The sequence below is a fragment of the Tepidanaerobacter acetatoxydans Re1 genome (assembly GCF_000328765.2).
GTDB classification, from domain to species: domain Bacteria; phylum Bacillota; class Thermosediminibacteria; order Thermosediminibacterales; family Tepidanaerobacteraceae; genus Tepidanaerobacter; species Tepidanaerobacter acetatoxydans.
On the sequence record NC_019954.2, the window covers coordinates 2,129,143 to 2,153,895 of the forward strand.

The 24,753-nt window shown below is 36.4% G+C and carries 23 protein-coding genes; 3 read left to right on the plus strand and 20 right to left on the minus strand.

Annotated features, from left to right (window positions below; all coding sequences use genetic code 11):
• Nucleotides 1-6: 6 nt before the first annotated feature.
• From TEPIRE1_RS10140 to TEPIRE1_RS10175, 8 genes are all read right to left on the minus strand, one after another.
• Complete coding sequence (locus TEPIRE1_RS10140) at nucleotides 7-1,038, minus strand: dipeptidase (protein ID WP_013779084.1); 1,032 nt, start codon at nucleotides 1,036-1,038, stop codon at nucleotides 7-9.
• Between the two features lie 43 nt (nucleotides 1,039-1,081).
• Nucleotides 1,082-1,714 carry a PAQR family membrane homeostasis protein TrhA gene (gene trhA / locus TEPIRE1_RS10145; protein WP_013779085.1) on the minus strand — a complete coding sequence of 211 codons (633 nt, stop codon included), beginning with the start codon at nucleotides 1,712-1,714 and terminating at the stop codon, nucleotides 1,082-1,084.
• A gap of 158 nt (nucleotides 1,715-1,872) precedes the next feature.
• A complete protein-coding gene (locus TEPIRE1_RS10150; protein ID WP_013779086.1) occupies nucleotides 1,873-2,145 on the minus strand; it encodes a metal-sensing transcriptional repressor in 273 nt (90 codons plus the stop codon).
• 3 nt (nucleotides 2,146-2,148) lie between these two features.
• Entirely contained in the window at nucleotides 2,149-4,755 is a 2,607-nt protein-coding gene (locus TEPIRE1_RS10155; RefSeq protein WP_013779087.1) for a heavy metal translocating P-type ATPase, read from the minus strand.
• Between the two features lie 225 nt (nucleotides 4,756-4,980).
• Nucleotides 4,981-6,114 (minus strand): pyridoxal phosphate-dependent aminotransferase, encoded by a 1,134-nt coding sequence (locus tag TEPIRE1_RS10160; protein ID WP_013779088.1) that lies wholly within the window; start codon nucleotides 6,112-6,114, stop codon nucleotides 4,981-4,983.
• 8 nt (nucleotides 6,115-6,122) lie between these two features.
• Complete coding sequence (gene nhaC / locus TEPIRE1_RS10165) at nucleotides 6,123-7,517, minus strand: Na+/H+ antiporter NhaC (protein ID WP_013779089.1); 1,395 nt, start codon at nucleotides 7,515-7,517, stop codon at nucleotides 6,123-6,125.
• Nucleotides 7,518-7,826: 309 nt separating this feature from the next.
• Entirely contained in the window at nucleotides 7,827-9,107 is a 1,281-nt protein-coding gene (locus TEPIRE1_RS10170; protein WP_013779090.1) for a sensor histidine kinase, read from the minus strand.
• Nucleotides 9,107-9,784, minus strand: a complete 678-nt coding sequence (locus tag TEPIRE1_RS10175) for a response regulator transcription factor (protein WP_013779091.1) — start codon at nucleotides 9,782-9,784, stop codon at nucleotides 9,107-9,109. Before TEPIRE1_RS10175 ends, TEPIRE1_RS10170 begins: the two co-directional genes overlap by 1 nt.
• Nucleotides 9,785-9,974: 190 nt before the next feature.
• Here TEPIRE1_RS10175 and TEPIRE1_RS10180 point away from each other — a divergent pair, with 190 nt between their 5' ends.
• From TEPIRE1_RS10180 to TEPIRE1_RS10190, 3 genes are read left to right on the plus strand one after another with little or no spacing between them, the layout of a single operon-like run.
• A complete protein-coding gene (locus TEPIRE1_RS10180) occupies nucleotides 9,975-10,766 on the plus strand; it encodes a polyphosphate polymerase domain-containing protein (RefSeq protein WP_013779092.1) in 792 nt (263 codons plus the stop codon).
• Nucleotides 10,715-11,401, plus strand: a complete 687-nt coding sequence (locus TEPIRE1_RS10185) for a DUF4956 domain-containing protein (RefSeq protein ID WP_013779093.1) — start codon at nucleotides 10,715-10,717, stop codon at nucleotides 11,399-11,401. The genes TEPIRE1_RS10180 and TEPIRE1_RS10185 overlap by 52 nt, the downstream gene beginning before the upstream one ends.
• 18 nt (nucleotides 11,402-11,419) lie before the next feature.
• Entirely contained in the window at nucleotides 11,420-13,024 is a 1,605-nt protein-coding gene (locus TEPIRE1_RS10190) for a CotH kinase family protein (RefSeq protein ID WP_013779094.1), read from the plus strand.
• Between the two features lie 69 nt (nucleotides 13,025-13,093).
• Here the strand turns inward: TEPIRE1_RS10190 and TEPIRE1_RS10195 are convergent, their stop codons facing one another.
• The 12 genes from TEPIRE1_RS10195 to TEPIRE1_RS10250 all read right to left on the minus strand — a co-directional run bounded on the left by TEPIRE1_RS10195 (nucleotide 13,094) and on the right by TEPIRE1_RS10250 (nucleotide 24,719).
• Entirely contained in the window at nucleotides 13,094-13,525 is a 432-nt protein-coding gene (locus TEPIRE1_RS10195; protein ID WP_013779095.1) for a EutP/PduV family microcompartment system protein, read from the minus strand.
• A gap of 34 nt (nucleotides 13,526-13,559) precedes the next feature.
• A complete protein-coding gene (gene eutS / locus TEPIRE1_RS10200) occupies nucleotides 13,560-13,907 on the minus strand; it encodes an ethanolamine utilization microcompartment protein EutS (RefSeq protein WP_013779096.1) in 348 nt (115 codons plus the stop codon).
• 463 nt (nucleotides 13,908-14,370) lie between these two features.
• Entirely contained in the window at nucleotides 14,371-14,748 is a 378-nt protein-coding gene (locus TEPIRE1_RS10205; protein WP_013779097.1) for a VOC family protein, read from the minus strand.
• A gap of 22 nt (nucleotides 14,749-14,770) precedes the next feature.
• Nucleotides 14,771-15,457 carry a deoxyribose-phosphate aldolase gene (deoC, locus tag TEPIRE1_RS10210; RefSeq protein WP_013779098.1) on the minus strand — a complete coding sequence of 229 codons (687 nt, stop codon included), beginning with the start codon at nucleotides 15,455-15,457 and terminating at the stop codon, nucleotides 14,771-14,773.
• A gap of 14 nt (nucleotides 15,458-15,471) precedes the next feature.
• Nucleotides 15,472-16,986: a xylulokinase gene (gene xylB / locus TEPIRE1_RS10215; RefSeq protein ID WP_013779099.1), complete on the minus strand. Its 1,515-nt coding sequence runs from the start codon at nucleotides 16,984-16,986 to the stop codon at nucleotides 15,472-15,474.
• A gap of 11 nt (nucleotides 16,987-16,997) precedes the next feature.
• Nucleotides 16,998-17,978 (minus strand): aldo/keto reductase, encoded by a 981-nt coding sequence (locus tag TEPIRE1_RS10220; RefSeq protein WP_013779100.1) that lies wholly within the window; start codon nucleotides 17,976-17,978, stop codon nucleotides 16,998-17,000.
• A gap of 56 nt (nucleotides 17,979-18,034) precedes the next feature.
• On the minus strand, nucleotides 18,035-19,033 hold the full coding sequence (locus TEPIRE1_RS10225; RefSeq protein WP_013779101.1) for an ABC transporter permease: 999 nt from the start codon (nucleotides 19,031-19,033) through the stop codon (nucleotides 18,035-18,037).
• An 11-nt stretch (nucleotides 19,034-19,044) separates the two neighbouring features.
• Nucleotides 19,045-20,544: a sugar ABC transporter ATP-binding protein gene (locus tag TEPIRE1_RS10230; protein WP_013779102.1), complete on the minus strand. Its 1,500-nt coding sequence runs from the start codon at nucleotides 20,542-20,544 to the stop codon at nucleotides 19,045-19,047.
• Between the two features lie 111 nt (nucleotides 20,545-20,655).
• A complete protein-coding gene (locus TEPIRE1_RS10235; protein ID WP_013779103.1) occupies nucleotides 20,656-21,684 on the minus strand; it encodes an ABC transporter substrate-binding protein in 1,029 nt (342 codons plus the stop codon).
• Nucleotides 21,685-21,814: 130 nt separating this feature from the next.
• Nucleotides 21,815-22,834 (minus strand): LacI family DNA-binding transcriptional regulator, encoded by a 1,020-nt coding sequence (locus TEPIRE1_RS10240; protein WP_013779104.1) that lies wholly within the window; start codon nucleotides 22,832-22,834, stop codon nucleotides 21,815-21,817.
• A gap of 177 nt (nucleotides 22,835-23,011) precedes the next feature.
• The gene (locus TEPIRE1_RS10245; protein ID WP_013779105.1) at nucleotides 23,012-23,632 is read right to left on the minus strand and encodes a DUF47 domain-containing protein; all 621 of its coding nucleotides are present in this window, start codon (nucleotides 23,630-23,632) and stop codon (nucleotides 23,012-23,014) included.
• Between the two features lie 34 nt (nucleotides 23,633-23,666).
• Nucleotides 23,667-24,719, minus strand: a complete 1,053-nt coding sequence (locus tag TEPIRE1_RS10250; protein WP_013779106.1) for an inorganic phosphate transporter — start codon at nucleotides 24,717-24,719, stop codon at nucleotides 23,667-23,669.
• Nucleotides 24,720-24,753: the final 34 nt, after the last annotated feature.

A 24,753-nucleotide genomic window follows, 5' to 3' on the forward strand; every position in this document is an offset into this window, starting at 1 on the left:
GCCCCCTTACCTTAAAATAGTTTTGTAAACCCTTAAAAAGTTTTCTCCATAAATAAGTCTAATTTCATTATCTGAATATCCTCTTGATATAAGCTCTTCTGTAAGTTTATGTATATTCGGATAACTGTCTATTACATCATAGTCTTCGCCCTCTTTTTTGTCTTTAGAGTCTGTCTTGTTGCCAAATATTTTGTCGCAAAAGTCAAAACCCAAACCAATATGCTCTATGCCTGCCACTGCTTTTAAATGATCTACATGGTCTGCCAAAGCTTTCACATCTGCGTACTTTTCCGCAACTATTGAGCTTACACCATTGATTCCTATTACGCCGCCCGTTGCGGCTATAGCTTTTATTTGCTCATCGCTCAAATTCCTCATTATTCCATAAAGAGCCCTGCAGTTGGAATGGGATGCTATTACAGGTTTTGATGCAATCTTTATTACATCCCAAAATCCAGCTTCGTTTAAATGGCTGACATCTAGCATCATTCCAAGCCTTTCGGCTTCTTCTACAACTTTTTCGCCAAATTGCGAAAGGCCATTCTTTTTATCTTTCACCTTAGAAAAGCTGCATCCATCTCCTGCAAAGTTTCGTCTTGACCAAGTGATGCCTACTCCCCTTACTCCAAGCTCATAAAAAAGTCGAAGCAAACCTATATCGTTCATCAATGGGTCAACGCCTTCAAATGACAACAGAATCCCGATAATTCCTTTTTCCATGGCTTCTTTTACATCAGAATAGCTTTTTATAAATTTAATCTTGTCTTTTGACTCGTCAAGGTCCGAATAGAAAGCGCTTATCTGGTCCAATGCTTTTCTTAAACCTAATTCCGGAAGGTAATCTTCAGTGATATATATCGATGAAACTATGATATTTGCTCCACCTTCTTTAAATTCAGGCATATAATAGTTTTCGATTATTTGCCTTTCTCCTTTTCTTCTTTTCTTTTCAACATCGAAAAGCAAGTCAATATGTGCATCCACTAGTGTAAAATTTGCATGGATATTTTTTACCCGGCGCTGCATCTCGTTTTGCATTTGCGGGCCTCCAATTCTTAATATTAGTAATAGCCTTTACAGTTTACATGGGCAATACAAATTTCATAATCATTGCAAAGTGTAGTATTGACCCAACAGAAATAAATATATGAAAGACCTCATGGAAGCCAAATTTGTTGGGAATAAAGTTGAAAATCTTCGTCGCATAGATTATTCCTCCAATGGTATAAGACAGGCCTCCTAAAAACAAAAGCAAAATCGCCTCTTTCGGATATGCCTGGATTAATTTAGCCATTGGAACTATAGCCATCCAACCAAGTACAATATAAAATATCGTGGAAACCCAGCGGTGTACTCCTACACAAAACATCTTTATGATTATGCCTACCAGTGAAAGTCCCCAAATAATCGCAAGCATTACCCACCTCCATGTTCCTTCTAGGCCAAAATAGAGCACTGGCGTGTATGTGCCCGCTATTAAGATGAAAATTGAGATATGATCCAATTTCCTGAGTATCAGCTGTTTTCTAGGAGTAGTCTTGGCCCAATGGTATGCAGTGCTTGCTCCATAGAGTATAATAACACTGGCTCCGTAAATTGTCAGCGTAATCAGTTTCTCAGGGTTGTTATATGAAAATACAATTAAAAAGACTAGACCGACAATACCTGCTAAAAAAGTGATAAAATGGGTCCATGTGTTCACTGGTTCCCTCATCATTGCTGTGCCTCCTTAAATTGCCGTTGTATTTATTATAAAATCATCCAATTATATAATACATCCGTATATAATATAGTTATTCGTCATAATATATGCAATTCCTTCAAATATATATAGCTATATAGCAAAAACCGCTCGTAAAACAAGTTTGGATTTTATTTTGAAAGTTTATCTATTATCTTGATCATTTCATCGATTTTCTGTTTTTTATCTGTCTGGTCACCGGAATCGAAAACCTCAGTTACGCAGTGCTTTAAATGTGCATCGAGTACATCCTTATTGATATTTTTCAAAATCGCAATAGATGCCATCAGCTGATTAGAAATATCGATACAGTAGCGATTATCTTCTACCATTTTGATAAGCCCATCGATCTGCCCTCGCACGGTTTTTAGCTTTCGCAATGCCTGCTCTCTATCAGCTTTCAAGTCTTATACCTCCTCCACAATGGATGTTACTTCATACCCTGCTTCTTCTATAACATGTTTTAACGTTTCATCAGATATCGGTTTTAGATATGCTACCTCGGCTGAACCATCCTCTAGATTAACACTTGCGTTAACTCCATCTATTGCATTTAAAGCCTTTTCAACACGCATCTTACAGTGTTCACACATCATGCCTTTGATTTTCAAAACTTTTTTCATTTTTTCAATCTCCCTTTCATTATTTTTATTATTTGAGGAATTACTTACCTTAGCAACGGTCATTGATGCATTTTTCTGCATGCCGCACTGAACGCTACATTCTGTTTTAGGTACAGTAGGTTTAAATTTTCGAAGCCTCAGCGCATTCGTAACTACGAAAAACGAGCTCATGCTCATAGCTGCCGCACCAATCATAGGAGTAAGCTTTATATGGTAGGCAGGATATAAGATTCCTGCAGCAATGGGAATGCCCAAGGTGTTGTAGAAAAACGCCCAGAAAAGATTTTGCTTTATATTTCTTATTGTTGCTTTGGAAAGTTCTACAGCCGCCACCGCATCCATTAAATCGCTTCTTATAAGGACGATATCCGCAGATTCAATGGCAACATCTGTTCCTGCACCTATGGCTATTCCTACGTCGGCTCTTGCTAAAGCAGGTGCATCGTTAATTCCGTCGCCAATCATAGCAACCTTTTGTCCCCGGCTTTGAAGCTCTTGAATCTTTTTATCCTTTTCATGAGGCAGCACTCCTGCTATTGCTTCATCAATCTCCAACTGCAGGCGTATGGCTTCTGCCGTCTTAGGGTTGTCTCCTGTAAGCATAACTACTTTAATGCCCATTTGTTTAAATTTCTGAACCGCTTGGCGGCTAGTAGGTTTTAAAACATCTGCAACAGCAATAATCCCTAGTAATGTATGAGCACTTGCAAAGTAAAGCGGGGTTTTACCTTCATTTGAAAAGTTGTCCGACAGCTCAACAGCCATGTTTATGTCAATTTGCTTTTCTTTGATAAACTGCTCATTTCCCGCAAAGTATGCCATCCCTTTAATGTACCCTTCTACGCCTCGGCCTGGAATAGACCTGAATTCGTCAATTTCTATCAGCGGAATTTCTCTTTCTTTGCAATAACTTAAAATAGCTTCTGCCAGCGGGTGTTCCGAATTTTTCTCTAATGCCTGGGCAATTTTCAAAAGTTCTTCTTCGGATTCTGCCCCGCAAAGCACAATGTCTGTTACCTGAGGCTTACCTTGTGTCAATGTTCCGGTTTTATCTATGACAACGGTGTTTATACTGCAAAGCGCCTCTAAAGCCTCTGCCGACTTTATTAATATTCCGTGCTCTGCCCCCCTTCCGGTTCCGACCATTATCGCAACAGGCGTAGCAAGTCCCAATGCGCAGGGGCATGAGATAACTAAAACCGATATCCCTATTGACAAAGCAAATTCAAAACTGTAGCCTGCAAAAAGCCACGCTATGCTTGCAATAAGAGCAATACAGATTACTGTGGGGACAAAGACGGCGCTTATCCTGTCTGCGAGCTTTGCTATCGGAGCTTTCGTGGCATTTGCATCTTCCACCAATGCTATTATTTTAGCAAGTGTCGTATCTTCTCCCACTTGTGTAGCCCTAAATTTAAAAGCACCTGTTCTGTTTATAGTCCCTGCACTTACCCTGTCTCCAGGCTGCTTTTCTACCGGAATACTTTCACCAGTTAATGCGGATTCGTCCACGGCAGATTGCCCTTCAATCACTATACCATCCACCGGGATTGAATCTCCAGGACGTATTACTATAATATCTTCTACTTTGACCGACTCTACCGGGATTTCTTCTTCCAAGCCGTCCCTTTCTACCCTGGCGGCTTTTGGCGCAAGGTCCATCAATTTCTTAATAGCGTCTGTGGTTTTACCCTTGGCTCGAGTTTCTAAAAACTTTCCTACTGTGATAAGGGTTAAAATCATGGCTGCTGATTCAAAATATAAATCATGATAGTATCTGTGGACTAATTCAAAATCGCCGGCACCCAAACCATAACTCATGCGAAAAATGGCAAATACACCATAGATAAGGGCCGAGCCTGAGCCGATAGCTATCAGCGAATCCATATTTGGATGACCTTTAAATAAAGTTTTAAAACCTATTGTGTAAAATTTACGATTAGCAAAAGCAATCGGTAACACCAATAAAAACTGAGCAAAGGCAAAAGAAACCGCATTTTCTATGCCGGATAAGAAAGACGGCAGCGGCAGATTTAGCATATGTCCCATGGATATATACATTAGAGGTATCATAAATAAAATAGAAACCTTCAAGCGCAGTTTCATATCCTCTATTTCCGCATCTGCCAAAGTCTTAGCTTTAGTTGTTTCTGCTTTTTGCTTTATTCCCTTTTTCTCTTTTAAAGATGCACCATATCCCGCATCTTCTACGGCTTTTATTATTTCAATATCTGATGTCTTTTCATCATCGTATTTAACACGCATGCTGTTTGTCAGCAGGTTTACTGTTACCGACTCTACACCATAAACCTTTTTTACGCTGTGTTCAACGGCAGCCGAGCATGCAGCACATGTCATGCCGGTTACATTATAAGTTTTTTCCACATTCATTTAAATAACCCCACTTTCTATATACCCCCTCGGGGGTATATGTGGGTACATTATACAGCTTTTTCTAAAAAGTGTCAAATCTGCCCAAAAATAAACCAACGGATTGCGTCAGGATATCCATCGGTTTTATACGGTTAAAATCTTTTAAATTATTACCTCTCGCTTTTAATATTATAATATTAATAAACTCAGCCAAATTTTAAAATCTTATCACTATGGGACAGCTTAATTCATTTTTGCTATTCTTTCAAGAAGAACTTCTATATTAGCAGGTATGCAAAGTCGGACATAATTTCTGCCTAAGTTGGTAAATTCATCTCCAGGAGCGGTTATAACTCCATGTTTTAAAAAGTAATCATATAGATTTCCCTTATCTTTGCACCCTAAGGTAAGTATCGGCACTTCAAGACCGGTTTCATATATGGTAAATTTATCCTTGCACATTGATAAAAGTCTTGCTTTGTTCTGCTTTATGTCTTTTCTGCATTGTAATATAAATTCAGTATCCCTCAATGTTTCAGTTATTATATTACTCATAATATCAGGAAAGACAAATGCAGGTATGTTTGCAGTATTGTAATATTCTTTAAGGCGGCCTTTAACAATAAGGTAACCTAACCTTATATTAGCAAGCCCCATGCCTTTTGAAAGCGAGCGTACTGTCAGTAAATTATCATATTTTTCACAGATACTTATAGCTGAATTTGAAGCATCCATATAATCTCCATACGCCTCATCTACAATAACAGGTATCCCATAATTTGCTGCTCTTTTGACAATCTCCTCTATTATTGCAATCTTCAAAACTTGACCTGTAGGGTTATTTGGATTATCAATATAAATGATATTATATGAATCATTAATTGCATCTAAAAATCTTTTATGGCAGAATTTAAAATTTTCTTCTTCTCTCAAGCCAATGAAATTATAAACTCCTCCATACATTTTTACTAAGTTTTCATACTCCGAGAATTGCGGGCAATAACCCAGTACTTTACTGCCATTTTCTATAAATAATCTGTTCAATTTAGCTAGAATTCTTACAGAGCCTGCTTCTAAAAAGATTTCATTCTCCTTTAATTCAGCTACACCTGACCAAAGATTTATAATGGCTTTTTTTATTGCGGTATATGATGTATCGGGATATTTAGCAATACCTTCCCAGTAAATATTACTAGTGGCTTTTTGTGCAAGGGTTGAACAGCCATAAGGGTTTACTCCCAGAGAGCAGTCTATAATATCATCTTTTTTTATTTTATATTTTGCCAATTCCTCCCATGGGTCTTTTGTATAAGATTTGGGTTGAAAGTCATGTAAAATCGGTCTGATTTTCCTTATAACCTTGTCAATAGATATCATCCCCTCATTTAACTTTCTTCCGGTTCAGCTGGAAACGTTGCAAAACCTACAAAAGCATAGATTATAGCAATAATCGGAGCAATAAAGGGGAGATAGCAGTATGGGATATATTCTAAGCCAACATTGAGAACATTTTGTGCATAAACAGATGCAACTCCCCACGGTAATGCTCCGCACATTAAGGTAGCACCGGTTTCAAGAGTTCTCGAAAGAACGCTGGTGTGTATCTTCATATCCCGAAATGCGGGCTCTAAAGTCCTGCCTGGAACTATAATGGATACCATCATTTCTCCCGTTGCAAGCAGCATTATATATGCACTTGCCAGTGAAGCTAAGATTAAGTCTCTTGGCTTTTTTATATGTTTCATAAGGTTTTCAAGTAATACTTGTAATATCCCGCACTTTTCTAATATACCTCCCATAGCAGTTCCCGCCATAATTATGGCAACAGTACTCATCATAGAATTTATCCCGCCTTGAGTAAGGAGCTTATCTATAAGCTCATGACCGGTGTTAGAGATAAATCCATTTGCTCCCACCTCAATTATGCCTGCAAGACTAGCTCCTTGAGTAAATATCGATAAAGCACCTGCCGAAATAAAACTAATCATCAGTGCAACAATGGCAGGCACCTTTAATACTGAAAGGATAATTACAATTGCCGGCGGAATTAAAGTCATAATAGAAAGATTAAAATTGCTGCTTAGGGTTGTCAAAATGCTTTCTACGGTTCCAAAATCGACATTTCCTGCTGTGGCATATCTATGTCCGACAAAGGTGTAAATTGCTAAACAAATTGCCACACCGGGCCCTGATACATACAGCATTGAACGAACGTGGTCGAATAACTTGGTTCCGGTCATGGCTGCCGTAAGGTTAGTAGAGTCTGATAGTGGTGAAACTTTGTCTCCAAACATAGCACCGGAAACTATAGCTCCTGCTGTTAAGGCTCTTGGAATACCAAGGCCTTCAGCAATGCCCATAAGGACAATGCCCATAGTTGCAATTGTGCCGAAAGAACTGCCTATCAATACAGAGGTTAATGCGCAAAGCATAAAGCCGGCAGGCAAAAATATTTGAGGCGTAAGTAGTTTTAATCCGTAATAAATCATAGTTTGAATAGTACCACCTAAAATCCAGGTGCCAACAACCATACCGATTACTATCAATATTATGCAAGCACCTAAACCATTTCTCATCCCATCAAGCATACCTTTTTCGATGTCTTCCCAAGAATATCCTAAATAAAAGCCTACAAGAACAGCTGCTGCAGTTCCCAGCACCAATGCCGTTTCAAGAACAAGAGCAGTCTTAATAGAAATCAAAATTACCGTTATTACTAACAATAAAGCTATAACAGCTTCTTTCAAGGTAGGTTTCCTTTTTTCGATATCATTTAGCATGTTTGGTATCTCCTCTCAGATATATTAACTCCTGCATTTAGTAACAGCATGACTATTTTAACCGGCTTGCCGGATTGTTTATGAAGGCCTTATCGCATTTTGACAATACCTTATTATTTTAACACATATTTAGTTCAATAATATTATTAATTATACCATAAATAATCTAACTTCACTGTAGCAGCCTTTTTTCTAGGCTTATATTCAACATAGAACCCCGATATATCATCATAATCAAATCTTTCAGTTAAAATTACGGTAGCGTCATCTTTTAATTTAATATTTTTTCGACTGAAAAGTTGGCCGCCTCTAAATCAATGTAGTAACAGCAGGTAGTTTAACATAAAATATCGTATTTTCATTTGGATTACTTTTAACGGAGATTTTCCCTCCATGTTGCTCGATGATAGTTTTTGCAATAGCAAGACCTAGCCCGTAGCCTCCGCTTTTTCTTGTCCGCGATTCATCTGTGCGGTAAAATCTGTCAAATACCTTGCTGATATTTTCTTGAGGGATTCCCTCGCCGGTATTTGCTACAGATAAGAGCACATTGCTTTGCTGCCTTTTTAAGGAAACTATAACCTTCCCTTTAGTATTAGTATATTTTACTGCATTGTCCAAAAGGATTGTAACTGCTTGCTGAATCTGTTCGCAACTGCCACATATTATCAAGTTAGGTTCAATCTCATACTCTAGCGAAATGCCATGTTCAAAAAATACTGCTTCCATCGTCAAAATAGCATTTTCAACTAGTTGGCTCAGGTTAAAATCGGTAAAAATCATTTTTACATCCGAATAGTCCATCTGTGCAAGATATAAAAGGTCATTTGTAAGTTTTGTCATTCGCTCAGCTTCTGATTTAATATAATAAAGCCACTTAGACTGATTTTTTATATAGTCTTGAGGATTTGCTAAAAGCACATCTGCATTTGTATTGATTATTGCAAGTGGTGTCTTTAACTCATGGGACGCATCGGCTATAAATTGTTTTTGCTTTTCAAAGGCTTCCTGGACAGGCTTAATAGCTCTATCTGCAAAGAATTTGCTTACAAAGAAAATAATAAAAAGCATAATAAGCGCCACAAAAAGAAATGTATATATGAGATTGGTCAAGATGCCTTGCCGAGATGTGATGTCCAAAAATACGATTTGGTATCCGGCCGGGTGCGGCTTTATTAGAAATGCCCAATAAGTATCGTTTAGTTTAAATTTACCCATATCTTTATTTGCTGAGACAGCAAAATTTTTTGCAGTTTCATAGAAGTCTATATCTACATCAAAGATTGAAGAAAAGGATATGATATTCCCATTTTCATCAGTTACCAGTAAAAACGAAACCGAGCGGTCCGGCGGTGGTTGCAAGCGATTAGCATCAACGGGCGGTAAAGTATCTGTAAATCCGGATTGTGGTTTGCTCTTATTTATCCCTGAATTTCTGTCAAATTCTGATACTCTACGCAGTTCCCGTTCAATATCAGCTTGCACATTATTATAAGTTATTAAATAAATTGATGAAAAGGCAAGCAGCATTATAAAGGAAATAATGATTAAATTTAAAATGAGGAATCTGTTTCTGAGCTGCTTAAACATTAATTTCCACCTTCCAAAATGTATCCTACTCCGCGCACGGTAACTATGCTGACTTTAGAATTTAAAAATGAGAGTTTCTTTCTCAAAAACGAAATATAAACTTCCACATTATTTGGTTCGACTTCCGAATCAAACCCCCAAAGCTTTTCGATAATCAATTCCTTAGAAGTTACGATGTTTTTGCGCAACATTAAAAACTCTAATAGCTCACTTTCTTTTAAGGTAAGTTTCACATCTTTGCTATCCTTTGACAATTTAAGATTTAAAGCATCTAATTCAATATCTCCATATTTTAAAGAAGAATCCGGCAATATATCCCCCTTTCGCCTTGACAAAGCTCTTATCCTTGCCAACAGCTCCTCTGTTGCAAAAGGTTTTGGCAAATAATCATCCGCACCGCTGTCCAAACCCATAACCTTATCAGAAATTTCTCCTTTTGCCGTAAGAAGTATCACAGGCGTTGCGATTTCCTGTTTTCTAATATGCTTTAGTATGCTAATGCCATTCATTTTTGGAAGCATTATATCCAGGATAATTAAATCATAAATGCCACTTAAGGCATTATCAAGACCAGATTCTCCATCATGTACCGCATCAACGGTATAATTGTTTTTCTTTAATATCTGCGTTAAAGCCTCCGCTAAATGAAGCTCATCTTCTACGATTAATATTCTCATAGAACCACCTTCATTTTTTTAATTCTTCTAACTGTATTATTATACACGAGCATTCTTAAATCAAGCTTAAATGTTGCATCTTTACACATTTTAAATTTATTTTTTAATTATTTAAGGTTTTTTTAAGGTACTCCATTTAAAATAAAGGCAAGCTTGAAGCAAAACAAAGATATGAGAAAGGAGAACTACCATGGCAATTGAAACTTTCAACAGATATGAGCGCAAGTTTTTACTTAATAAATCAACAGCCAAAAGCATACAAGATAAACTTTTAAACTATATGGAACCAGATGAGTATAACAGAAGCTCTGAATTTTATACAATAAGCAATCTCTACCTTGATACTGCTGACGATTACTTAATCAGAAAATCTATTTGTGCACCTAAATATAAAGAAAAGCTTCGAATAAGGGCATATGGGATTCCTGAAGAAGATGAGCTGGTTTATGTTGAAATCAAGAAAAAGTTCTGTGGCTTAGTCAATAAAAGGCGCACAGCCCTAAGTCTTAACGAGGCTTATGATTTTATAAACACCGGCATAAAACCTGAACAAAAAAACTACATAAATTATCAGGTTATCAATGAGATAGCTTATATGTTAAAAATATACAATGCGCCTAGGGCAAAGGTTTACATTGCATATGACAGAAAAGCATTCTTTTGCACAGATGACAGAAACCTGAGAATAACCTTTGATGTAAACATAAGAACAAGAAGATACGACTTAAAGCTTGAAAGCGGCGATTATGGAGAAAATTTATTAGAAGATGATAAGGTGCTCATGGAAATTAAAACCTTAAATGCTATCCCCTATTGGCTATCAAGGTTGCTTTCTGAATACAAAGTCTATTCAATAAGTTTTTCTAAATATGGCACAGAATATAAAAGAATGCTGTTAAACAATTACAAAGCGAAAGGAGGTAAAAATATATGTTCCAAACAATTTTCGGTGCAGCCGCGGCTGATACCTCAATATCTTTAGGAAATACTTTATTGACAATTGCTATTTCTTTTATCCTGGGTATGGTTATTAGTTTAACTTATATGAAGACCAGTAATAAAAACAATTACTCGCAGAATTTTTCTCTTACACTGGTTCTCGTTCCCACTTTGATTGCAATTATTATCCTTTTAATAGGAAGTAATGTTGCAAGGGCATTTAGTTTAGCAGGTGCATTTTCAATCATACGATTTAGAAGTGCTCCCGGAGATCCAAAAGACATTTCCTATGTACTGTTTGCACTGGCTGCAGGTCTTGCGTGCGGTGTAGGGTTTTACCAGTATGCGGCATTGTTCACCGCAGTTCTTTGCCTGCTAATGATAATGCTTAGCCTGTTTAATTTTGGAGCTAAAAATACAGGTCAGAAATTGCTTAAAATAACAATTCCCGAGGATTTGGATTATGAAGGGGCATTTGATGAAGTCTTTGATACTTTTACCGTCGATCATACCCTTGCTAAAGTAAAAACGACTGGTTTAGGAAGTCTTTACGAACTGGTTTATACGGTAACTATGAATAAGGATATTAATCAAAAAGAGTTTCTGGACGCACTTCGCTGCAGAAACGGCAATTTGAACATTACACTGTCAATGTGTGCAGATTCGACAGAATACTAGGCATTTGGAGGAGATAGAATGGAAAATGGTAAAATAGCAAAAAAATATATAGCCATTGCGCTCGCGACAATACTTACATTAGGGTCAATTGCTGTATTCTATATGCATGGCAATTCACCCATAGCAGCAGAAAAAGAAAACGAAACTGAAACCGAAAAAATAACTTCAGGAAATGAAATGGCTTATGAGGAATTGTTTGAAAGGGATCGCATAAACGACATCTACATTGAAATTTCAGAAGCGGATTGGGAAAGCATGCTCGCAGACCCGCTTGCAGAGGAATATAAGAGTGCAACGATTAAGATAGGTGATATGACTTTAGAAAATGTGGGATTTAGAACAAAGGGAAATCTTACTCTGAAATCTGTTGCCAGCAGTGATTCAGACCGATACAGTTTTAGAGTTAAGCTGGACAAGTATGAAAAAGGGCAAAACCTTCTTGGCCTTGATGAGTTCGTGCTAAATAACATGTACTCAGATCCCTCATATATGAGGGAATATTTAAGCTATGAAGCTCTTAGAGAAATCGGTGCAGATGCACCCCTTGCAAGTTATGCAAATGTGTATATTAATGGAGAATTATTTGGATTCTATCTCATGGTTGAAGCTATAGACGACAGCTTTTTAGAGCGCAACTTTGGCGGTGCCGACGGCAATCTGTATAAGCAGGAACAGGGCAGCACCCTTCAATATGTAGAGGGGAACAACTATGAAAAAAGTGAGCTAAAAGTTGGCAGTGACGAATCAAAAACCGACCTTAAAAACTTTATACAGATTCTAAATGAAATGCCCGAGGGAGAAAAGGGTGATATTGAAAGTGTGCTTGATGTTGACAGTGCATTAAAATATATCGCAGTAAATACGGTTTTAGGCAATTACGACAGCTACAACGGAAATCTGGCGCAAAACTATTATCTATATGGACAAAATGGCAAATTTACTGTAATTCCCTGGGACTATAACATGTCTATCGGCGGATTTGGCGGAGGTAATAATCAGATAACAATTCCTATTGATGAGCCTGTATTAGGTGTGAATATGGAAAGTCTTCCACTTATTAACAACCTGCTAGCAGTGGAGGAATATAAGGAAAGATATCACGGTTACATCCAGGAACTGCTGAATTATCTGGAAAACTTTGAGGAAAGGGTTACACAGTTAGCATCTATTATAAGGCCATATGTAGAAGCGGATCCTACTAAATTCTGTACAATGGAACAGTTTGAGGCAAGTATTACTTATTCTGAAGAGTCAACGGATTCAACAGCAAATACTGCTCCTCAAGATGTAGACAATCAACAGGAAAACTCAATGCCTCCTCAGCAGATCCAACCCCAAGATGAGCAGCAGTTTCAAAAGCCTCAGGGCATGCCAGAAAATCTTGAAAACGGCGAAAGACCTGAGCCCCCTCAAGGCGGCATGGGTGGTGGCGCAAGGAGTGGGCCTGGTGCAGGTGGCAGGGGAATGATGGCTAGTTCAACTTCTATACTGAATTTTGTAAGAGACAGGGTTAAAAATATAAAGCAACAGTTATCGGGCCAGCTTCCCACAACGGGCAACACTACAATGAATGGCAATATGCAGCGAGGCAATCAATTTAATAAAATGAATAAACCTCAGTGATAATAGTTATTTTTACAACAATTATAATCTTGTGGGGTGAGGGTAATGCCTAACCAATAGTAATGGCGATTATATACTTTTGATCAAATTTTTTATCTCTTTAACTCCTTCTCCTGTTATCACTGACACAGGATAGTATTGCCCCTTCACCCCACACATTTTTAAATATTCCGCAGCTTTTTGTATGTTAGATTCCGGCAAGTCTACTTTGCTTATTATTCCGTACACCGGGATATTGAACATTTCAGCAAAGCCGGGAGGGGTTGTGGGTTTAGAGCTTGTAGAATCCTGGACTACAAATATTGCATCGGCATCCATTGCTGTTGTGATTACTGCGTGATTTAAGCGCCTTATGTCCATATATTCCCCTGGAATATCTATAAAGCCATCTTCGAAAGTAAGCGCTTGGGTTTTTACAGCTTCTCCGCAGCCCCTCAGTGTTTTTATAAGGGTGGTTTTACCCGACCCGGAAGCACCAATAAACATGACTCTTTTCTGCAATTCTTTCACCTCAAAATTAGCAATATGTTTCACCTCATGAACGGGTTATTGGAGCCGGAGAAAACTCGAGAACTTCCTTTAATACATTTGTGACTTGCTTTAATGATGCCTCAACCGATGCCACATCCCCTGTTATTACTAAAGAACCGCTGAATCTGTCAAGAAAACCTATATCCACACCAGCAGCTTTAGTTGCTATATCGGCTGCAATAATAGCACCCTCACTTGGAGTGATAGTCATAATGCCTATTGCTCCTGCCTTTTCTATCCCTAATTTTTGATAAAGAGAATTGTCAGGGCTGGCGATAAGATGTGCTAAGGTAATTTGTTTGCCTGGAACGTATTCCTGTATAATTCTCTGTTTAGCTTCATGATCGTCCACACCTTCACCGCCTTTGTTTTGATTTAAAACACTGACAAAAAAAAGATATGGGGGATCTTTTTTTGCCTTATTATAGATAATAAGTATAATTATTATTGTAATTGTAGTTGTATTCTATGTATTTTTGGTTTTTCCTGCTTTGTACGGGATTTATTTTTAAATAAATCAAGCCACGTCTTTGAGCATATACTAACAATCCTCTGCTTTTATGACGTGGCTACATTGCCATATAGAAAGACGCCCTTGTCTTTCAATTTTTATATTGTAGTAAGTTTGTTCTATTATATAACAATATATATAATTTTTCAATATATTATTTTTTTTGAGTTTCCGCAAAAAATAAACCGCATTTACACAAGACTATAAATTACATTGACTTGCAGTATTTTATTTGCTGTTTACATATTAAACGTTAAAGGTATTGATTTATCTACGATTCAGAAAAAAATGCGGAAACTTAAAATTATTTTTTTATTAACTCGTTAAATTCTATTTTCTCTCCATTAGGCCCTTCAATAGTAAAGAAGCGTACCCCATTTTCAAAAAATGGAAGGCTTTTAATTTCTGAGTCTAGTATTTTAAAACCTGAAGATCTGAATTCTGAAAATGCAGATTCAATATCTTTAACATTTAATGAAATATGGTCAATGGTACCGGCTTTTCTAGAAGTATTACTGTTTATATATAATTCTATAAGTAAAGCATTTAGTTTCATAAAAACTACATTATTAGATCTAAAGTAAACTTTAAAACCAAGTTTTTTATAAAAGTCAACCGATATACCCAGACGCTTTGTTGGAATTCCTACATGCTGCAATCCAGTGGCATAATTAGAATTCATCTCTTTTCTCCTCCTGAAGCCATCATTTTTTTGATTTTAATTTTTTATACTCTTCAATAATTTTCACACCGCTGCTGGTGCCAATCCTACTTGCTCCAGCTTCTATAAACTTTAGGACAGATTGGATATCTCTTATGCCTCCGGCAGCCTTAATTTTAATATTATCACCGACGCATGCTTTCATCAGCTTGACATCTTCGATTGTTGCCACACCATTGCCAAAACCTGTAGACGTTTTTATAAATGTTGGTTTTACCTTTAGAGCAACTTCGCATAATTTCTTTTTCTCATCATCGCTCAAATAGCAATTTTCGAATATTACTTTTGAAATAGCTCCTCTCTCATTGCAGGCTTCTACAATTTCTCGCATTTCTTCTTCGATATAAGCCCAATTATCGTTTTTAATTTCTACAATATTTACAACGTAATCCACCTCTCCTGCACCTTTTTCAATTGCATCTATTGTTTCAAATACTTTTGTCTCGATGGTTGATTGCCCAAGGGGAAACGAAACCGCCGCATCACAAAGAACATTACTTCCTTTTAGTATTTTTTTGCAAAATAGAATCACCGCATTGTTAATTGCAACTGTTTTAAAATTATATTTTATAGCATCTTGGCAAAGTTGAAATAAATCTTTATTTGATATATCCGGTTTTAACAATGTATAATCAATCATATTCGCTAACTCGTCAATTGTTAAATTCATCTTGGTGTTCCTTTCTATATTTTATTTAATTGCTCATAAACATCTAACAGAGCATAATAACTTTCATCAAACACTTTTTTAATTCTTTCATACTTCTTGTGATTTTCCAAATCAGGAATAATATCTTCCTTAATTTTAATAAATTTATGTACTTCATTGAAGTCTTTTAATTCGCCGCTTCCCACGCCAGCTGCAACAGCTGCCCCGATAGAAGTTGCCTCTTCAAGATAGTTCAACTTATGAACCTTTATGCCATATATATCTGATAATAGATGGAGTATAACATCACTTTGTGCTAATCCCCCAATGACATTTATATCGCTAATATCAGATTCTTTTTTGAAAACTTGCAGTATGATAGCAAGATTCATAAGAATTCCTTCAACTGTGGCACGCAGCAAATCTCCTTTGGTATGTTCCATCTTAAGCCCTATAAAAGCACCTCTTGCTTTAGGATTCCATCTTGGGCTTCTTTCTCCTAATAGATATGGTAGAAATACAAGGCCATTAGCGCCAACTTTTGAACTGTTAATTTCTTTATCCATCAATTCGTAAATGCTAATCTTATTCTTTTCTAATATCGATAACCCGTCGAAAAGAATCTTCTTAACAAAATTATAAGAGTTAGCTGCGGCCTGCATAGTGCCTGTTGGAGAATAATAGCCGGGAACCATATGAACCCAGTTAAAGGTTCTAAGCTCGTTATCAAAAACCGGCTCCTTAGATGTAAATGATATCCATGAAGAAGAACCAAGATAGTTATATGCGGCATTTTCCACTACAGATGCAGCTCCGACAGATGCACATACCCCATCACCTCCACCAATTATAACTTTAGTGCCTGAAGCTAATCCACATTCTCCTGCTATATTTTTAGATATTTCTCCTACGATATTAGTTGAAGGGTATGCAGCCGGAAATAAACATTTATCTATACCTGCTGCTTCCATTATTTCATCTGACCATTTACATTTAACGATATCAAAGGCATTAGTTCCAGATGCATCCGAATAATCTGTAACGAATTCACCCGTAAGCTTATATATGATATAGTCTTTAGGTAACAGAACTTTGCAGGTCTGCTTAAAAACATCAGGTTCGTTGTTGCGCACCCACATTAACTTTTCTATGCTATATGAAGCACTAATTCTATGTCCCGTTATTTTGTAGAACCTGCTTTCATCAATCTTGTTTCTTATGGTTTCTTCTTCTTTTGTACTTCGCTGGTCAGCCCATATAATTGCGTTCCTCAATGGCCTTCCATTAGAATCCACACAGACGCAGCCCATCATCTGACCGCTAAATGCTACTGCCGAAACTTTTCTTTTATCTACTCCTTCCAAGAGATGTTTATTAGTTTCGCAAAATGCCTTCCACCAATCTAAAGGATTTTGCTCAGCCCAGTTGCCATTAAAAAATTTTGTTTCGTATTCATATGTGCAACTATTTATCAATGTTCCATCCGCAGTAAAAAGAGTAGCTTTATCGCCTGACGTTCCCAAATCATGAGCTAATAAATATTTATTCATTTCATCACCACTTATATATATTTATAAGGTTCTATAATTATTTCGATTTCATTTAGTTCCTCTTCGGTCAAATCCCACATCGTCGAACGAATATTTTTTTCCAGTTGAGCTATACTGGAAGCACCCGCAATAATGGAAGTTACTTCATTTTTCTGTCTTAACCAATTCAACGCAATTTCATTTAATGGCCTTTCAATTTTGTTTGCAAAATTCTCTAAAGCAGCAACACCTTCGTAATATTTTTTGTATAGTTCTCCTCTTAATTTTGGGTTCTCATTCCTAATGTCTTTTTCGGAAAAGTTGCCATTTGCCTTGAATTTGCCAGTAAGTAGGCCTTGGAATAATGGGCTATATGGAAAGAAAGCTTGCTGATACTTTCTAACTGTTGGCAGTACCTCATCTTCTGTTTTATATTCTAATGGTATATTATGATAACTATTGGTATTTCTTTCCAGCATATTGTATAAGGCCTGTTGCGAATTTATTTCAATCATAGACATAAAAGTTTTTACATCTTTTTGTGAAAAATTGGATAAACCAATATATCTAATCTTCCCGGTTTTTTTGATTTCCTCTAAAACACTAACTGTTTCTTCAATTGGTGTATTATGATCAGGCCAGTGTAGTTGATATATGTCAACATAATCTGTTTGAAGCCTGCGCAAGCTGTCATCTATTTCCTTTAATATGCTTTCTTTGCTTAGATTATTTGTAGTTTCATGCTTTTCATTCCAAATCAATCCACACTTTGTAGCTATCAAAACTTTGCTACGTTTGCTACCTTTTAAAGCTTTCCCTAGCACGGTTTCTGCTTTACCAAAACCGTATACTGGAGCTACATCAAAAAGGTTAATTCCATTGTCAATAGCTGTATGGACAATCTTTATAGAATTTTCTTCGTCTGAATTATCCCATTGACCTCCAAAATTCCAGCAACCCACTCCGATTACAGCGATTTCTTCTTTAATTTTTTCAACTTTTTTATATAACATATTAAAAACCTCCATCTATAATTTTATTTAAATGTCTTAATATACTCCTTAGACTTTTATATGTATTGATGTCTTACTTTATCTACTAAAACTGCCACAACAATTAATGAACCAATTATAATTTCCAGAACAAAGGAGTTTACTCCAAGTAATACACCGCCTTGCCGGAGTGTCGCCATAATCATTGAACCTAGAACTGTCCCAATTACACTGCCCGTTCCTCCATCCAGACTTGCCCCTCCAACTACTGCTGAAGCAATAGCATCAAGTTCATAACCATCTCCAGCCGTAGGAACACCATTTCCAAGTCTGGATGTAAGTAAAATTCCAGCTATACTGCAAGCAAACGCAGAAAATATATAAACACCATATATGGTTTTTTTAATGTTTATACCGCTGAGTCTGGCTGCTTCTTTATTACTGCCTACAGCATAAACATTCCTCCCAAAAACTGTTTTTGTTGTAATAAACATAGCAATGATTATCACAACAACCCATACTAAAAACAAAAACGGTATATTTAAGAATTCAGTCTGGGTGATTTTCCTAAATGCCTCAGGTTGACCAGATATCATACTTGCATTAGTTAGCAACATAATAAGTGCTCTTACTACTGTCATTGTTCCCATAGTCGCAATGAAAGGCGGGACTTTTCCATTATGTATCAATATGCCATTAATCAAACCAATAACAAGACCTGAAACTAAAGCAATAATTAAAGAAGCAAAAATTGAAATGCCATTTGCCATACATAAAGCCGCCACAATACCTGATAGGCCAGTAACAGAGCCTACCGATAGGTCAATACCTGCAGAAATAATAACTACCAGCATGCCTATCGCAATTATTCCATAAATTGAAGCTTGCCGTGCAAGAGTCTTTAAATTGTTTACTGTCAAGAATACATCTGAAGTAACTGAAAAAAATAGAAATAACAAGGTTAATAATATAATCAAATAGATTTCTGTTCTCATCCCCTTGCTAAACAGCTTCGTCTTGTTTGCATCTTTATTTTGCTTATTCATATTAGCTTTTTCTTTTACTACACTGCTCATAATAACCTCCCTTATTTTATGCCAGAAGCCAACTTTAAGATTTTTTCTTCATCAAAATCCGACTTTTCCAATATTTCCATCTGTTCCCCTTCGTACATTACAAGAATCCGATCTGATAATCCCATAACTTCTGGTAAATATGAAGAAATTACAATAATGGATTTGCCTTGCTTGACAAGCTGTTCAAAAATTTTATATATTTCTTGTTTAGCTCCAACATCGATTCCAACTGTTGGTTCATCAAAGATGAAAATATCACTTTCTTGAGCTAGCCATTTTGCAATTACGACTTTTTGTTGATTTCCACCTGAAAGATTTCCAACCAGCTGATGTATCGAGGGAGTTTTTGTTTTTAATCTTTCCGCTAATTCAATTGCTTTTTTGTCACTTTTTACCCAATCGATAACTCCGTGAGATGATACTTTATCGATCGCTACCATATTTGTATTAAAAGAAATTGATAAGCCCAATGCCAGTCCTTCATCCTTTCTATTTTCCGGAAGAAGGGCTATACCTTTCTTTATAGCTTCCTCAGGATTATCCACTTTTACTTTCTGGTCATTAATATAAATATCTCCTGAATCTTTTTTGTCTGCACCAAAGATACATTTTACTATTTCAGTACGCCCTGAGCCTACCAATCCAAACATACCAAATATTTCGCCCTTTCTTACCTCAAAATTTATATTTCTAAATACCTTATCTCTAGAAAGATTTTCTATTTTTAATACTACGGTTCCATGCTTAGCCTGATTGATTTTATACATATCGCCGGTTTTTCGGCCAACCATCATAGTAATTAAATCATCTTCATTGGTTTCATCTGTGTTTACCGTCTTCACTTTCATACCATCTTTAAGGACGGTTACACGGTCACTAATTTGGAATACTTCATCTAACCTGTGTGTGATATAAATAATTCCCGCGTCTCGACTCTTTAACAATCGAATTATCTTAAATAACTCTTCTATTTCTTCGTTTGTTAGTAATGCGGTCGGTTCATCAAATATAACTAATTTAGCTTTAATATGCAGCATCTTACCAATTGCAATCATTTCTTGCTGAGCAACAGATAGCTCGTTTATAATAGACCTTGGATTAACATGCATATTAATAGACTCCAAAATCTCTTCTGTTTCTTTGTACATAGTCTTGTAATCCACAAGGCCTAATTTGTTTTTTGGAAGATGCCCCATATAGAAATTTTCAGCTACAGTTAAATCTTTGGCTAAGTTTACATCCTGATAAACTGCCCCTAAACCGTATTTTTCAGCTTGCTGTGGTGATTTAAAATCTACCGATTCGCCATCAATAAATATTTCTCCTGATGTTCTCGAGTAAACTCCCATTAAAATTTTAATAATAGTAGACTTTCCTGCACCATTTTCCCCAACCAGAGCATGGACTTCGCCTTTACAAATATCAAAACTTACATCATCTAGTGCCCTAACTCCAGGAAAATCTTTAGTCAAATTTTTAATGCTTACAATATTCTCATCTAATAAAGGCATGATTACCCTCCCTCTACAATCTCCTTGTTTGTTGCCATTTGTAATAAATTTTCTTAAAAATGTCACAGACATTTAAAGCAGCATGTCTGTGACATTTTTATTTTGTTATGGTTATTCTAGCGGATATAAAAGTTTATGTATCTCTGGTTCGTCCATATTTTCTTTTGTTACTATCGTAGCATCGATAATTACATCTTTTGAAACCGGTTTACCTTCAATTGCATCAACAGCAAACATTACACCATCATAGCCCATCCCAAACGGATTTTGCACAACTAAACCTTTTAATATTCCATCCTTAAGAGCTTTGATTTCATCTTCATTCGTATCAAATGCATAACACACTACATCATTATGTTTCCCTGTTTCTTCAAGAGCTTTAGCAACTCCGACACCCATATGGTTGTTATCTGCAAATATACCAATTAAATCCGGATTAGCTGCAATTGTGTTTTCAGCAATACTTAAAGCCTTAGAAATATCGTTATCTCCATACTGAGTTTCTAGAACTACAATTTCAGGAACAAGTTCAGTAATCTTTTCGATAAAACCTTCCGTTCTTTCAGTATTGACTTTTGTTCCGGCTACCGAACTAATTACGATAACTTTCTTGCCAGATGGATCAATACCCATTTCTTTCCAATCATCTACCATCGCCTCAGCTGCTGAAGCTGCTGCAATTCTGTGGTCTGTAGCTAAAAATGACGTATAGTTGTCTGTGTTAAGCTTATTATCAATAGTTATAACCGGAATCCCCTGCGACATAGCATTTTCAATAGCTGGCACAGTTGCATCAGAGCTGGTAGAAGAAATAACTATAGCATCTGGTTGAGTTGAGATAACATTTTCCAAAATAGAAACTTGTTTATCAATATCTGTTTCTGATGGAGGACCGTCCGTAGTTACAATAACTTTACCACCACAATCCCGTTCTGCTGCTTTTGCACCGGCGAGCAACGTTTGCCAATAATCCGAATCTGTTGCTTTGACTATTACAGAAATCTTATAAGGTTCTGCATTTTCTCCTCCCGTATTCGCTGAATCTAGATTCCCTTCTTGAGAATCAGTGCCCGTTTTGCCACATCCTGCCAGAATAACAAGTAGTAATACCAATAGCAAGGCAAAAACTCTTTTTCTCATAAACTCTTCCTCCTATTACTTTTAATTTTTTTATTTTAATTGCTGCACCATAAGCACTGCAATTAAAAACTTAAATATGGAACCGCTCCCATATTTGCGAAAAAATTTTTAGTCAAATATATGTTTTTTTTTACAATTTTTTTTCGGAACCCTTTAGGTTAATTTTAAATGGCATAATACAATTCTCTCGTTCCTTCTTCGGATTTTCGAACCTCTCCAATAATAGTCGCATAGCTAATCTGCCCATTTCTACCGTATCTCTTGCTACACAGCTAATCTTATAACCAAGAATGTCAAGCACTTCAATGTTATCGATTCCTATAACAGCTATATCTTTTCCCGGAAGAACATTTTTTTCGTTCAGTGCTTTAAGTAGCCCTAATGTTGTTCTATTGTTAGAAGTTAGTAAGGCATCTGGCAAATCATTATCTTCCAAAAATTGCTTTGATACCTGATAAGCTTTTTCTACGGAAAAATTTCCTATATAGATGTATTTCTTCAAAGCGGGAATATTATAGTCTTTTAAAGCATCTAAAAATCCTCTATATCTATCTCTTCCTATTTTTAGATTTAAGTCGCCTGTTATAACACCTATCTTTTTGTGTCCTTCATTTATTAATATTTCAGTAGCTTTATAAGCACTTTTATAGTTTTCGAAAAAGACTCCATCCCACTCTGAATTCTCGATTCCCCTGTCCAACAAAACAGTTGGTATGTTTAATGCTCTTAATTTCTGTTTAAGCTTTTGTTCAACTTCATCATTGCTATGATCATTCACCGGAGTAAAAATCAACCCTTTTACCCTTTGCATAATAATCATGTCTAAAGCTCTTTTTTCCTTAATAACATTATTATTGGTATCGCAAAAGATTAAAGTCATACCGTTTTCATCCGCAATTTCGCTAATCCCTCTTAAAACTTCTCCAAAAAAAGAATTATCAGCTTCGGGAATAATCACACCAATAGTATTACTCTCTCTTTTACTTAAGCTTCGAGCTTGAGCTGAAGGGTAATAAGCATTCTCTTTTATGACTTTTTCTATTTTCTCTCTTGTCTCTTTATTAACATATCCAGAATTATTTAACACCCTTGAAACAGTTGATTTAGATACATTTGCTTTTTTAGCTATATCATTGATTGTAAGTCTCATATGGCAAAACCTCATTTTGTGGAACCGATTCCATATGCTTATATTATATTGCTAGTTTTTTAATATGTCAATATATTTTTTTATTATTTTCTTATTTCTAGTTTTCGAATTTTTTGCAAACTCCGAAAGTTACAAGCCTCTCAGTTAAAAAATTAACACTGGCAGCAGAAGAGTTGTTCAGGAATTTTTCATTATTACATTTTCTATAACCTCTGCTACATCTTCACAAGCATCGCAGCATTTTTCCAGATAATGATATGTGTTATCCCATGCGACTATTTCTTTATAATTTACATTGCTGAGATATAGGGCTCTTATAGCTTCAGTGTAGAGTGCGTCTCCTTCTTCTTCCAGCTCATTGATTTCTACAATTAGTTCATGGAGCTTTTGAGACTTGCGGAAATTTGGGAATTCATCAAATGCCTGTCTTAATAATCTACAGCATTTTACGATAATCTCAGTCATCTTCTGGGCATGTTTTGTAACCTCACTGATATTATACATGTACATTCGCATTAATACATCTTCGATGGTATCTGTAACAGTATCAATACAATCCGCTATTGCCATAATATCCTCACGTTCAATCGGGGTTATAAATTCCTTTACCAGTCTTCCAATCATTTGATGTCTTTCAACATCTGCAGTATGTTCTATAGTATGCATTTCTTCCATTTTATCTTTTATCTGTTTTGCATCGTAGTCAATCATAATTTGATTTAACAAATCTGCGGCTTCACAGGAATAATCTACTAATTGAACAAAAGTATCGAAATAATAATTATCCTTTTTACGCATAATAGTTGCCTTCCCCAATCTATTTATTTTTGTTTTAAAATAATCTCATAAATAGTAATGCCAATAAAAAACTAATTAATCCGCAGCCCGGAAAAGTCATCAACCAGGCAATTACCATTTCTCTTACAATTCCCCAATTTACGGATGAGATTCTCTTTGCTGCACCTACTCCCATTATAGCCGTTGTCTTGGTATGCGTAGTGCTGACGGGTAGTCCCAGCACAGAAGCTAGAAATAAGCATATAACACCTGCAAGATCTGCAGAAAATCCTTGATAGGTTTCAAGTTTCACCATTTCCATTCCTACGGATTTGATAATTCGCATACCGCCTATGGATGTCCCCAGTGACATCACTATGGAGCATAATATAATCAACCATAACGGAATAACAAATTCAGTAACCGAAGCTTGCCCTTGTGCAAGAAATATGCCGAGCATAAACACACCCATGAACTTTTGACCGTCCTGAGCACCATGCATAAAGGCCATACCGGCGGCACTGACTATTTGAGCATATTTAAACAAACCATATGTTTTTCTACGGTCAAAGCCGCTAAAAACCTTTTCGATTACTTTAACTACTAACCATCCGGAAAAAAAACCTAAGAACATGGATAATGCCAATCCATATAAAACTTTTATCCATTCATCGAAATTGATACCGCCAATGCCCTTTTGCAGTGCTATTGCAGCGCCGCTTATACCTGCTATCAATGCATGACTTTCGCTAGTCGGTATGCCCAACCACCATGCAGCGGTAGCCCATACCACAATTGCAAATAAAGCCGCACACAATGCAATAAGAGCTTTATGAGCATCTCCTCCAAAGTCCACCATATTATATATGGTTTCTGCTACCCTCGAATTAACTATTGTCATAACAAATACACCTAAGAAATTAAAAATAGCAGCCATAATAATTGCAGGTTGTGGTTCCATGGAACGTGTAGAAATACATGTCGCAATAGCATTTGGAGCATCGGTCCACCCGTTGACCATAACAGTTCCTAGTGTCAACAATACAGTAATAATCAAAGCTGGGTTTGAAAATAATTGTACTAAAAAATCTTCAAGAGTAACCGTCATAATTAATCATCTTCCCATAAAATATTTGAATACA